Below are 12,288 nucleotides of genomic sequence, written 5' to 3' on the forward strand. Positions count from 1 at the left end.
CCTCATCATAATTATTTTTCAATTATGTAATGAGCAACGTGCTACATGCAAGCGCTTATTTGGAGGTGACTAACCGTTGGCGATGCGGCGAACTTCCTCGTCCAATTGCGGCGCAGCGGCAGGCTGCTTGCGCGTGCGGCCACGCAGGCCGGTCACGCTAGCCGTATGCGACTCCAGCTTGAACACATCCACCACGTGCGCAAGGCTGGTAGCCTGATCTTGCAGTTCCTGCGCGGCGGCCGACGCTTGCTCGACCAGCGCGGTGTTCTGCTGCGTCATGCTGTCCATTTCGCCGATGGCGTTGTTGACCTGCTCAATGCCGGCCGTCTGCTCCATGCTGGCGCCGCTGATTTCGCCCATGATCTCGGTCACGCGCTTCACGCTGGTCACCACATCGTGCATGGTCTCGGCGGCCTTGTGCACTTGCGCCGAACCAGCGCCAACCTTGTCGACCGAATCGTCGATCAGCGTCTTGATTTCCTTGGCTGCTGCGGCCGAGCGCTGCGCGAGATTGCGCACCTCGGTCGCTACCACCGCGAAACCACGGCCCTGTTCACCGGCGCGCGCCGCTTCCACTGCTGCATTCAAAGCCAAAATATTGGTCTGGAAGGCGATACCATCAATCACGGAAATGATGTTGGCGATCTTCTTCGACGACTCGTTAATCGAAGCCATGGTCTCAGTCACCTGCTCCATCACTTGGCCGCCCTGCTCCGACACTTCCGACGCCGATACCGCCAGCGTATTTGCTTGCATCGCATTGTGCGCATTCTGGCGCACAGTGCCGGTCAGTTCTTCCATCGCGGTGGCGACCTTCTCCAGCGACTCCGACTGGTGCTCGGTGCGCAGCGACAGATCGCGGTTACCGCTAGCGATTTCCGACGATGCCGTCGTAATGTGGTTCGTCCCTTGGCGCACCTGGCCAACGATAGAGGACAGGTTGTCGCGCATCGCGGCAATCGCGTGCAGCAAGCTAGTTTGATCATTGGCCTTCACCGCCACGGCTACCGACAGATCACCCTCGGCGATCTTGTTGGCGATAGCGGTCGCGTAAGCTGGCTCGCCGCCCAGCTGCTTGAGCAGCAGCTGTGTGTTCACCCACGCAATCACCACGCTCACCACCAGCGACAACACGGCTTGCAGCACGATCCACATGAACGCGTCGTTCCCATGCGCATCGACGCCGGCGCTGGCGGCGCGGGTTTCCTCTTGCGCCGCCTTCAGCACCACGGCGATATCGGCCACGATCTGGCGACGCAGCGGCGAGCATTCATTGGCAAGAAACGCCGCCATCGCTTCCATGTCGCCGGCTTCGCGCAGCTTGCGCACGCGCTTCAGTTCATCGGCCATCTTCAGCAACCCGCTACGAACCTTGTCGAAATTGGCGTCGCCCTTGTAGGCAGGCGTCATCTTCTCCAACGCTGCCAGGTAGATCGCCTTCTGCTCATCGACCAGAACCAACTCCTTGGCTACCTGCGCACTGTCGCTAAAAATGTAGGCGTTGCGTGCCGCCAGCCCGGTCTGGGCCAGCGCTTCACGCGCCACGTACAACGGCTCCAGCTTCTCCGCCATCAGGCTTTGCTCGTTGTGAAAGGCATCGGTAATCGAATTCATACGCACGATGGCGAAGGTGGCCATGATCAGCATCAGCGCCGTCAAGGTGCCGAAACTCAGCGCGAGCTGAGTACCAATTTTCAGTTTTTTAAATGCTTCCATCATCGTCCTGTTGGCAAAGGACGAACGATGCCGGAAACGCATAGTTTTGTCTATGACAAACCGAAAATTAGACAGATTTACCACAATTATGACATTCGATTAACGACTTCTGGTAACAGTAATCGTTTGCAGGCGATTGTCGTCGCCCATCAGCAGCACCGCATGGTCGGCAAACAGCATCTGGCGGAAGATCGGGGTTGGGCCCAGCGCGGCGCGTCCGGGCAGAACGAAGCGCTTTACGTTCTGCGTCTGCGTCGACAAAGGCCCGGCGCCGACGGCGTAATCGGCCAGCACCAGCACATCGCCGATTGGATCGCCGGTGTTGAACGAGCCGACCACACTGCCCGCGATAGCGATACCGCCGCTGAATGCATGCGCGTCGATTTCGGACACGCGCACATTCCCGGCCCACGAGGCGGACAAGGTCTCTTGCGTTAAATCGGTGCGGCCGCCCGGCAGCACCGAAGCGCCGTTGTTATCGACAGTCACGCCCATAACGCCGCCGGCGCTGGTGGTCGTCGCTTTGCCGTTCCACAGCACGCCCATTTTGCCATCGGCGTTGAGGGCAATCGGGTACGGCTGCGAGCCGCCGGTATTGACGGAGTGGATAACAGGCGCACCAGCGCCCTTGGCCCACATGGCCAGCATGCCGCCGCCACCTTCCATCCAGCCGGCCAGCACCGTGCCGCCGGCAGCGGCCACGCGCGGATGCAGCGCCGAGGTAGCGATCAAGAACGGCGGCGTAAGCTGCTTGCCGTTGAAATCGAATTTGCACAGCTTGAGCACATACTGCGTCTTGTCCGTGACCGGCAGCAGCGAGAAGGTAGTGGCGAGCCAGAAGCCATTGCCATCAACCGCGCCGCCGTTTTCGGCCGCCGCGTATTCAGTGGTGGATGTCGCTGCTACTTGCGGATATAAATCGGTGGCGCCGCCAGACAGCTTGGCCTGCGCATCGAAGTGCAGCAGCTTGGCGCCGGTGCTGGCTTGCACCATGATGAAGCCACCGGGCGACGGCATCATCAGCCACTCGCCGGTGTAGCCTGCGGCCAGCGAGAATCCATAATCCGTAGTGGAGAGAAGCTTGCCCTGCTTATCCAGCACGCTCAATCGCGTACCGGCATACCTGGGCTGACCGTTGACGGTAACAAAAGAATCGGAGCGTGAGCGCACCACGATTTGGTCGCCAACCACCAGCGCATCGATCATCGCCGCCAGCGAGCCAACGGTGACGGGATCAGTGACGGAGATGGTGGAGGCAGTCGGGGAGCCGGCTCCTGAACTACCCGCAGTGGCAGCCCCGGAGGAGGAGCCGGAACCGCCACCGCAAGCGCTCAGCACCGCAAAGACGAAGAGAAGTAAAACACGCATGCGGCCAGTATAAGAAGAAAAACAACTTCTCCCTATACTGCCAGCATGGCCTTGCGAGCCAGTGTGATGACCCGTCAGACCTTTACTGCTGGCGGATGACCGCGCCGCCCTTCATCACGAACGACACCTTGGTCAGTTCAGTGGCGTTGTCGGCCGGGTTGCCTTGCACGGCGATGATGTCGGCGAACTTGCCAACGCTGATCGAACCCACACGGTCTTTCCAACCCAGCAAATCAGCCGCGTTGATGGTCGCCGCTTGAATGGCCTGCATCGAGGTCATGCCGTACTTGGTCATGTAGTAGAACTGCTTGGCGTTGTCGCCGTGAGGATAAACGCCGGAGTCGCTGCCGAAGGCCATCTTGGCGCCGCCCTGGAAAGCCTTGCGGAAGTTATCGCGCTGCAGTTGGCCGATGACTTTTTCTTTTTCGATGGATTCAGCCAGCATGCCGGCCTTCTCGCCTTCCTGCAGGATAAAGTCATCGTTGTAGATGTCCATCACCAGGTAGGTGCCCTTCTCCTTCGCCAGCTTGATGTTGACGTCATCGATCAGGCTTGCGTGTTCGATCGAATCCACGCCGGCGATAATCGCGTCGTGAATCGCGCTGGTGCCGTGCGCGTGCGCTGCTACCTTGCGGCCCAGCTTATGCGCTTCGTTGACGATGGCTTGCATCTCTTCCAGCGTGTACTGCTGCGCGCCCGGCTCATCGCCTTTCGACAGCACGCCGCCCGAGGCGCAAATCTTGATCACATCGGCGCCGTACTTGGCCATCTCGCGCACCTTGGCGCGTGCTTCCCATGGGCCGTCGGCCACGCCGCGGCCGGTGAAGTTCACATCCGGCGGCAGCAGGTTCTCGTCGCAGTGGCCGCCCTTGATGCCGATGGCGTAACCGGCGGTGCGCATGCGCGGGCCGATGAAATCGCCGTCGTTGATCGCATCGCGCAGCGCCACGTCGCCAAAGCCGCCTGCGCCCACGTTGCGCACGGTGGTGAAACCGGCTTCCAGCGTTTTGCGTGCAGCGCGCACGCCGTACAGCGCAGCGCGGGTGTCGGACACGCCCAGCGAGTTGTAGCCGCCCATGTATGGATCGGCGGTCAAGTGGGTGTGCATGTCGATCAGGCCTGGCAGCACGGTTTGCGCCGACAGGTCGATCACTGTCGCGCCGGCCGGTGCAGGCGTCGATGCGCTCGGGCCGACGGCGCTAATGCGCTCGCCGGTGATGACGATGGTTTGGTCTTTCAGCACGGTGCCGGCGACGACATCGACCAGCTTACCGGCGCGGATCACGGTGACTTGATCGGCGGCGCTGGTTTGCGCGACTGCGCCCAAAATCGCTGCGGACATCAGGAGGTGCTTCAGTTTCATAACGGGCGCTCTCGGTTTGAATGAAAACAAAAAGCATAGCAGAGCACCCGCCAAAAGCGAAACTATCCGGGCCAGGCGCAGGTGCGGAAACCTGCAAAGAGGTCATCGCGTTCAGGTAGTTGAAGATGGCGGAATTTCGCCGAGCCAAAACGGGCCGGCGTGGCGAAGGAAGCGCCGCGCAAAACCTGGTGCGTGTGGAACCAGGGCGCCGAGTATTCGCGGTAGCGGTCAGGCGTGAAACCGGGGTATGGTTCGAATGAAGACGCTGTCCACTCCCACAACTGGCCCCAGCGGAATGCGGGGTGGCCGGCCAAGGCGGCATATTCCCACTCGGCTTCTGTCGGCAAGCGGCGTCCGGCCCATGCGCAGTAGGCCTGCGCTTCGTACAGATTCACATGCCGTACCGGCTCGCCGCCGGCCAGCGTGGACAGCCGCCCGAAGCGCATGGTGCGCCATTGGCCGCCGTCGCGCTGCCAGTAGCGCGGTGCGGAGCGCTCTTGGCGCATCAGCCACGCGGCGCCGGCATCGCTCCAGAATTGGCGCTGGTCGTAACCGCCGTCGGTGACGAAATCTGCATACTGGGCGTTGGTAACCAGCCCACTATCGATGCGAAATGACGCCACATGGAAAGCGTGCGCCTCGCGTTCATTATCAAATGTGAAGCCGGCGCCGGTCTTGCTGCCCAGTTGCAGCGTACCGCCGGGGAAGCCGATTTCGGATGGCGCGAACGCACCTTGCGACTCGCCGACGTGCGGCAGCGGCGATGGCAGGCCCAGAGCTTGCAGGGTATGCAGCATCGCCTCGCCCAGCATGTCCTCGTGCGCCAGCGCCAGGCGATATGGGTACAGGGCTTCGTCGGTATTGGCTTCGCGCGTCAGTTTGTCGAGTACGCGATCCAGCACTTCGTGGCAGTAGGTCTTGACGCCGCCGGGACTCGGCAAGTCCAGCGTCCAGCGCGCGCGGTGCGGCACGCGCTCGGCGTCGAACCAGTCGTCGCCCTTGGTCAGCAGGCAGTGGCCATTGGCGTCGGCCGGATGGCTGGACGCGGCTTCGCGCAAAATGTACCACTCGGCGAACCACGCGATGCGGCCCAGTTCCCACAACGGCGGATTAATCATGCGAAGCTGCGGCACGCGCGCCGCGGCGTCCATTCCGGCGGCGGCAAAACACTCGAACAGCGACAGCGTATAATCCCTGGCATGCTGCAGGGCTTGCGCCAACTGCTGCGACGTGGCGTTCCTGAATGAAGAAGAGCTGGAAGTCATGCGTCGATTGTAATACAACAGGAATCACATCATGAGCAATGAAGCAATCAAACTCACCTCCTTCTCGCACGGCGGCGGCTGCGGCTGCAAGATCGCGCCCGGCGTGCTGTCGGAGATTCTGAAAAACTCCAGCGGCTTCCCGGTGCCGAAGGAATTGCTGGTCGGGATCGAGACCTCCGACGACGCCGCCGTCTACAAACTTAACGACGAGCAGGCGCTGATCGCCACCACCGATTTCTTCATGCCGATCGTCGACGATCCGTTCGACTTCGGCCGCATCGCCGCCACCAACGCCATCTCCGACGTGTACGCGATGGGCGGCACGCCGATCATGGCGCTGGCCCTGGTCGGCATGCCGATCAACAAACTGCCGATTGAAACCATCGGCCAAATCATCAAGGGCGGCGAATCGATTTGCGCTGAAGCAGGCATTCCGATCGCGGGCGGCCACACCATTGATTCGGTCGAGCCAATTTACGGGCTGGTGGTGATGGGCCTCATCCATCCATCGAAAGTGAAGCGCAATGCCGACGCCAAGGCCGGCGACGTGCTGGTGCTGGGCAAACCGCTGGGCGTGGGCGTGCTGTCGGCCGCGCTGAAAAAAGGCGCGCTCGATGACGACGGTTACAAGGCCATGATCGCCAACACCACCAAGCTGAATAAGCCGGGCAAGGCGCTGTCCGAGCTGCCTGGCGTGCACGCGCTGACCGACGTTACCGGCTTCGGCCTGCTGGGCCACTTGCTGGAACTGGCGCGCGGCGCCAAGCTGTCGGCGCATCTGGAGATGAGAAAAATTCCGCTGCTGCCGGGTGTAGAACAACTGGCGCACGACGGCTACTTCACCGGCGCCTCGGGCCGTAATTGGGAAGCCTACGGCAAAGACGTGCAATTGGCCGCCTCGGTCACACCCGCCCAGCACTCGCTGCTGACCGATCCGCAAACTTCCGGCGGTCTGCTGGTCTCCTGCGACGCCGGCAGCGTTGACGAAGTCCTCGCCCTGTTCCACCGCGAAGGCTTTGAATCGGCCGCCGTCATCGGCCGCATGGCAGATGGCGAGCCGCGCGTGAACGTGGCCTAATCAGCACATGGCGCACATCCTTACCCAGCTACCGCTACTGGACACCCTGCATGGCCAGCACGCCGCCCTGCTGGGCAAGGACTTCGACGCCTATCGAAACCATACATACCGTTTAGTCAATTTCTGCGCCGCGCAGCTGGATGCGGACGATGAAGCGCTGCAGAAGATGCAAGTGGCAGCAGCCTTCCACGACCTGGGCATCTGGTCAGCGCACACCTTCGACTACCTGCCGCCATCCGACGCGCAGGCGCAAGCGTGGTTAAACGCCAACGGCAAGCAAGCGTGGAGCGCAGACATCGCCGGCATGATCAACGAGCACCACAAAATCACCGCCACCAACGGCAGCCCATTAGTAGAAGCCTTCCGCCGCGCCGACTGGGCCGACGTCACCTTTGGCGTCATCAACCACGGCATCCCGCGCGCGCTACGGCGCGAAGTCTTCGCCGCCTTCCCCGACGCCGGCTTCCACGCCATGCTCCTCAAACTCTCCGCCAAGCGCCTCCTCACCCACCCATGGAGCCCGCTGCCGATGATGCGCTGGTAAGCACGCCGACAGATAAAAATAACAACAGTGCCATTTCAGTCATGCCAAACATTCTCTTGACGGACGCCCAAGGGATCGCTTACATTCTAGGAATGATCTCGCATCTGCACCTATCCGCTTTCCTGCTATCGCCTGCCAGCGCCCTATCGCTAGCAGCGCGCCTACTAGCACGCGTTTAATCCGCGTCTCAGTTGTACCTCAGTGCCGGCCATAAGCCGCACCTGCCCCCAAAAAATCAGGAAAGTTGTACCGATGCTCCCAGCTTTTTCGCTACTGCTAAAACTACCGATCGGTTGCCGCGCCTAGTGTCCCGTGGCCGCGCCGCAGCCCTTCGCCACATCCAACGTTTAGCACACCCTACATACAGAATTCAGGAGCACTACCATGATGTTGCAGAACCCAGCGAGCAAATACCGCGCCTTCCCAGCCGTCCAACTGACCGATCGCACCTGGCCGAACGCCATCATCAGCAAGCCGCCTATCTGGATGAGCACCGACCTGCGCGATGGTAACCAGGCACTGATCGAGCCGATGAGCATCGAGAAGAAAATCCGCTTCTTCGACCTGCTGATCAAAATCGGCATCAAGGAAATCGAAGTCGGCTTCCCTTCCGCCTCGCAGACCGACTTCGACTTCGTGCGCAAGCTGATTGACGAGAACCGCATCCCGGACGACGTCACCATCATCGTACTGACCCAGTCGCGCGAGGAACTGATCCGCCGCACCGTGGAGTCCTGCGTCGGCGCCAAGCGCGCCATCGTCCACCTGTATAACTCGGTGGCGCCGGTATTCCGCAAAGTCGTCTTCGGCATGTCGCGCGAGGAGATCACCAACATCGCCACCACCGGCGCCAAGCTGGTAAAAGAACTGACCAAGCAGCACCCGGACACCGACTGGGGCTACGAGTACACCCCTGAATCCTTCTCCACCACGGAGCTGGACTTCTCCAAGCATATCTGCGACGCCGTCACCGCCATCTTCGAACCGACGCCAGGCAAGAAGATGATCATCAACCTGCCGTCGACCGTGGAATGCAGCACGCCCAACGTCTACGCCGACCAAATCGAATGGATGTCGCGCAAACTGGCGCGCCGCGATTCGCTGATTATCTCGGTTCACCCGCACAACGACCGCGGCACCGCCGTGGCCTCGGCCGAACTGGCCGTGATGGCCGGCGCCGACCGCGTGGAAGGCTGCTTGTTCGGTAACGGCGAGCGCACCGGCAACGTCGACCTGGTGACCTTGGCGCTCAACCTCTACACCCAAGGCGTCAACCCTGGCCTCGACTTCTCCGACATCGACGAAGTGCGCAAAGTGGTTGAAGAATGCAACCAGTTGCCGGTGCACCCGCGCCACCCGTACGTGGGCGACCTGGTATTCACCGCCTTCTCCGGTTCGCACCAGGACGCGATCAAGAAGGGCTTCGCCAAGCAGGAAGCCGGCGCAATCTGGGAGATTCCTTACCTGCCGATCGATCCGCAAGACCTGGGCCGCAGCTACGACGCCGTCATCCGCGTCAACAGTCAATCGGGCAAAGGCGGCATGGCCTACTTGCTGGAACAGGACTTCGGCCTGGTGCTGCCGCGCCGCCTGCAGATTGAATTCAGCCGCGCGGTGCAAGCGGTGGCCGATCAAACCGGTCTCGAAATCACCTCCGAAGGCATCTACGACATCTTCAACAAGGAGTACTTCGAGCAGACCTCGCCGTACGCCTACCAGTCGCACAAAATGGTGGAAGACACCAGCAGCGATGAACCGGTGCAGATCGATATCGCCATGATCCACCGCGGCGCGCCACTGGCGCTGCAAGGCGGCGGCAACGGCCCGATCGACGCCTTCGTTGATGCACTGGGCCTGGACATCAAACTGATGGACTACCACGAGCACTCGATCGGCTCGGGCGCCAACGCCAAGGCGGCGTGCTACGTCGAACTGCGTCTGGCCAATGGCCCGACCCTGTTCGGCGCCGCCACCGACAGCAACATCCTGACCGCCTCCTTCAAGGCCGTGCTGAGCGCAGTGAATCGCCAACTGGCCCGCGTGGAAGCGGCCGAAGGCAAAGTAGCAGCTTAATAGTCCCACTACCACGGACGGGACATGCGTCCCGTCCGCGCAACACCTGCTGCAAGAGCTTTTTCCGCAACGCAGCATTCAACGCTATACTGGCTTTTCGTTTGCTAACGAGGAGCCGGTGCATGAATTTCTCCAATCTTAAAATTGGCGCCCGGCTGGGCCTCGCTTTTGGCGCCGTGCTGTTGTTGATGGCGCTGTTGATCGCCATCGGCCTGCAACGGCTCGGCAGCATCAGCAATCTCAATCGCACCATCATCGATGAAGACTGGGTCAAAGCCGAAGCGGCGGCCACGGTCAGCAGCACCACCCGCGCCAACTCGGCCCTCACGCTGGAACTGTTCGTCGCCGATACGCCCGCGCGCACCGACCAAATCCGCGCCGAAATGGAGGTCAATAAGAAGACCATCACCACCGCGCTGGAGACGCTCGACAAGCTACTCATCACCGATGACGGCAAGGCCCTGCTGGCCCGCATCCGCGATGAGCGCAAGGCCTACGTCGGCTCCTTTACACAAGTAGGCAAGCAGTTGGCCGACGGCCAGCGCGACGCCGCCCTCACCCAGCTACGCGGCGATATGCTGCCCAAACTCGCCAAGCTGCAAGACAGCGTGCGCGAATTGAACGAGATGCAGAAGGCCGCCGTCAACCAAAACGGCGAGCTGGTAAAACACAATATCTCGACCGCGCGCCAGGTGATGGCGTGGCTCGGCGTTGTTGCGCTGGCCCTCGGGCTGGCGTTTGCATGGCGCGTCACGCGCTCGATCACCGATCCTATCGGCACCGCGCTGCAAATGGCGCGCGCCGTCGCTGCCGGAGACCTCACCCGCAACATCAGCAGCAAGCAGCGCGACGAGATGGGCCAGTTGCTGCAAGCGCTGGGACAGATGAACGACAACCTCGCCCACATCGTCGGCCGTGTGCGCAGCGGTACCGGTGCGATCAACACTGCGTCGGCGGAAATCGCCAGCGGGAATTTGGATTTGTCGTCGCGTACCGAGCAGCAAGCCAGCTCGCTCGAAGAAACCGCCGCCTCGATGGAGGAACTCACCAGCACCGTTAAACAAAACGCCGCCAATGCCCATCAAGCCAACGAGCTGGCGCAAACGGCGACCGAGGTAGCACAGCGCGGCGGCGCGGTGGTGGCGCAGGTGGTCGACACCATGAACGCCATCAACGAATCGTCGCGCAAGATCGTCGATATCATCACGGTCATCGACGGCATCGCGTTTCAGACGAATATTCTGGCGCTGAATGCGGCAGTGGAAGCGGCACGCGCCGGCGAACAGGGACGCGGCTTTGCCGTAGTGGCGACGGAAGTGCGCACGCTGGCGCAACGCGCCGCCAGCGCCGCCAAGGAAATCAAAACGCTGATCGATGAATCGGTCGACAAGGTGGCAGCCGGCGCGCAGCTGGTCGATCTAGCCGGCAGCACCATGAACGAGGTGCAGGACAGCGTACGCCGCGTGACCGAAATCGTTGGCGAAATCACGCAGGCCAATCACGAACAAACCAGCGGCATCGAACAAATCAATATCGCCATCAGCCAGATGGATCAAGTCACCCAGCAGAACGCCGCGCTGGTGGAGGAAGCCGCCGCTGCGGCAGCCGCAATGCAGGATCAGGCCGGAGAACTGAATCAGGTGGTCAGCCAGTTCCGGCTTAGAACCACGGCGCTCGCACTCAATCACTAGGCCTTAGCGACGCGCGAGGCGGATGCCGGTGAACTGCCAGCGCGCGCCCGCAGGGAAGAAGTTGCGGTAGCTGGCGCGCGCGTGGCCTTCGGGCGTGGCGCTCGATGAGCCGCGCAGCACGTACTGGTTCAGCATGAACTTTCCGTTGTATTCCCCCAGCGCGCCCTCGGCTGCCGCAAAGCCGGGATATGGCGCGTAACTGCTGCTAGTCCATTGCCAGCAGTGGCCGAACATCTGCGCGGGCGGCGATTCCACCGCCGCGTATTCCCACTCCGACTCGGTCGGCAAACGCGCACCGACCCAATTGGCGTAAGCATCCGCTTCAAATAGCGAGATGTGCGTGAGCGGCCGGTTCAAGTCCAGCGGCTGCGATCCGTGCAGCGTGAATTCCTGCCATGCGCCCTGCTCGTCCTGGAACCAATAGATCGGCGCTTTCAAATTCTGCGCGCGTACCCAGTCCCAGCCCTCGGCCAGCCATAGCGCCGCATTGAAGTAGCCGCCGGCGTTGATGAACTCAAGATACTCGCCGTTGGTCACCAGCCGCGACGCCAGCGCGAACGGCGCCACGTACTGCTTGTGGCGCGGCAGCTCGTTATCGAAGCTGAAGCCATCGCCATGATGACCGATGTCAGTCAAGCCGCCCTGATACGCCAGCCATTCCAGCGGCGCGGCAGCAGCGGCGGCAGGCAGCGGCGCCTCATTGTACGCAGGCCGCAGCAGGCTTTGCGCCAGCAGGTGCTTTACGTCCGTCAGCATCAGTTCCTGATGTTGCTGCTCGTGCTGCATGCCCAGTGTGAGCAGCATTGCCAACTCGCCGCGCCGCGCCGCATCGAGCTCGCTCGCCAGCAAGCGCCCGATGCGTGCATCGACATCGGCGCGATAAGCACGCACCTCGGACATGGCGGGCCGCGTCAGCAAGCCGCGCTGCGCACGCGGATGCTTCTCGCCGATGCCGTTGTAGTAGGAGTTGAACAGAATGCGAAACGCCGGGTGAAACGGCGCAAAGCCGCGCTCCATGCGCTCAAGGATAAAAGTCTCGAAGAACCAGGTGGTATGCGCGAGGTGCCATTTGATCGGGCTTGCATCCGGCATGGACTGCGCGCCGCAGTCTTCGTCGGACAGCGGTGCGGCCAGCGCCAGCGTGTGCTGGCGTACCTCGGCGTAGCGGGCGTGTAGGGAATCCATGATCC

General features: G+C 61.8%; 9 protein-coding genes. 4 read left to right on the plus strand and 5 right to left on the minus strand.

Annotation, left to right across the window (positions count from 1 at the left end):
* Window positions 1-69: 69 nt before the first annotated feature.
* From GTP45_RS14645 to senA, 4 genes are all read right to left on the minus strand, one after another.
* Window positions 70-1,716: a methyl-accepting chemotaxis protein gene (locus tag GTP45_RS14645; RefSeq protein WP_161014896.1), complete on the minus strand. Its 1,647-nt coding sequence runs from the start codon at window positions 1,714-1,716 to the stop codon at window positions 70-72.
* 99 nt (window positions 1,717-1,815) lie between these two features.
* On the minus strand, window positions 1,816-3,084 hold the full coding sequence (locus GTP45_RS14650; protein ID WP_161014604.1) for a hypothetical protein: 1,269 nt from the start codon (window positions 3,082-3,084) through the stop codon (window positions 1,816-1,818).
* Between the two features lie 82 nt (window positions 3,085-3,166).
* Window positions 3,167-4,447 (minus strand): Xaa-Pro dipeptidase, encoded by a 1,281-nt coding sequence (locus GTP45_RS14655; RefSeq protein ID WP_161014605.1) that lies wholly within the window; start codon window positions 4,445-4,447, stop codon window positions 3,167-3,169.
* A gap of 62 nt (window positions 4,448-4,509) precedes the next feature.
* Window positions 4,510-5,712, minus strand: coding sequence for a selenoneine synthase SenA (gene senA / locus GTP45_RS14660; protein WP_229258465.1), 1,203 nt, complete (start codon window positions 5,710-5,712; stop codon window positions 4,510-4,512).
* Window positions 5,713-5,743: 31 nt separating this feature from the next.
* Here senA and selD point away from each other — a divergent pair, with 31 nt between their 5' ends.
* The 4 genes from selD (at window position 5,744) to GTP45_RS14680 (ending at window position 11,098) form a co-directional block, all read left to right on the plus strand.
* Window positions 5,744-6,790, plus strand: a complete 1,047-nt coding sequence (gene selD / locus GTP45_RS14665; protein WP_161014606.1) for a selenide, water dikinase SelD — start codon at window positions 5,744-5,746, stop codon at window positions 6,788-6,790.
* A gap of 7 nt (window positions 6,791-6,797) precedes the next feature.
* A complete protein-coding gene (locus GTP45_RS14670) occupies window positions 6,798-7,334 on the plus strand; it encodes a hypothetical protein (RefSeq protein WP_161014607.1) in 537 nt (178 codons plus the stop codon).
* Between the two features lie 384 nt (window positions 7,335-7,718).
* Window positions 7,719-9,407: a 2-isopropylmalate synthase gene (leuA, locus tag GTP45_RS14675; RefSeq protein WP_161014608.1), complete on the plus strand. Its 1,689-nt coding sequence runs from the start codon at window positions 7,719-7,721 to the stop codon at window positions 9,405-9,407.
* Window positions 9,408-9,529: 122 nt separating this feature from the next.
* Window positions 9,530-11,098: a methyl-accepting chemotaxis protein gene (locus GTP45_RS14680; RefSeq protein ID WP_161014609.1), complete on the plus strand. Its 1,569-nt coding sequence runs from the start codon at window positions 9,530-9,532 to the stop codon at window positions 11,096-11,098.
* 3 nt (window positions 11,099-11,101) lie between these two features.
* Here the strand turns inward: GTP45_RS14680 and egtB are convergent, their stop codons facing one another.
* Window positions 11,102-12,283 (minus strand): ergothioneine biosynthesis protein EgtB, encoded by a 1,182-nt coding sequence (gene egtB / locus GTP45_RS14685; RefSeq protein ID WP_161014610.1) that lies wholly within the window; start codon window positions 12,281-12,283, stop codon window positions 11,102-11,104.
* Window positions 12,284-12,288 lie beyond the last annotated feature (5 nt).

The sequence above is a fragment of the Duganella rivi genome (genome assembly GCF_009857435.1).
GTDB classification, from domain to species: domain Bacteria; phylum Pseudomonadota; class Gammaproteobacteria; order Burkholderiales; family Burkholderiaceae_D; genus Rugamonas; species Rugamonas rivi.

Excerpts from the sequence above, each read along its gene's own strand:
- GTP45_RS14650 (WP_161014604.1), bottom strand. The coding sequence starts at position 3,084 with ATGCGTGTTTTACTTCTCTTCGTCTTTGCGGTGCTGAGCGCTTGCGGT.
- leuA (WP_161014608.1), top strand. The coding sequence starts at position 7,719 with ATGATGTTGCAGAACCCAGCGAGCAAATACCGCGCCTTCCCAGCCGTC.
- GTP45_RS14670 (WP_161014607.1), top strand. The coding sequence starts at position 6,798 with ATGGCGCACATCCTTACCCAGCTACCGCTACTGGACACCCTGCATGGC.
- selD (WP_161014606.1), top strand. The coding sequence starts at position 5,744 with ATGAGCAATGAAGCAATCAAACTCACCTCCTTCTCGCACGGCGGCGGC.
- senA (WP_229258465.1), bottom strand. The coding sequence starts at position 5,712 with ATGACTTCCAGCTCTTCTTCATTCAGGAACGCCACGTCGCAGCAGTTG.
- GTP45_RS14645 (WP_161014896.1), bottom strand. The coding sequence starts at position 1,716 with ATGGAAGCATTTAAAAAACTGAAAATTGGTACTCAGCTCGCGCTGAGT.
- GTP45_RS14680 (WP_161014609.1), top strand. The coding sequence starts at position 9,530 with ATGAATTTCTCCAATCTTAAAATTGGCGCCCGGCTGGGCCTCGCTTTT.
- egtB (WP_161014610.1), bottom strand. The coding sequence starts at position 12,283 with ATGGATTCCCTACACGCCCGCTACGCCGAGGTACGCCAGCACACGCTG.
- GTP45_RS14655 (WP_161014605.1), bottom strand. The coding sequence starts at position 4,447 with ATGAAACTGAAGCACCTCCTGATGTCCGCAGCGATTTTGGGCGCAGTC.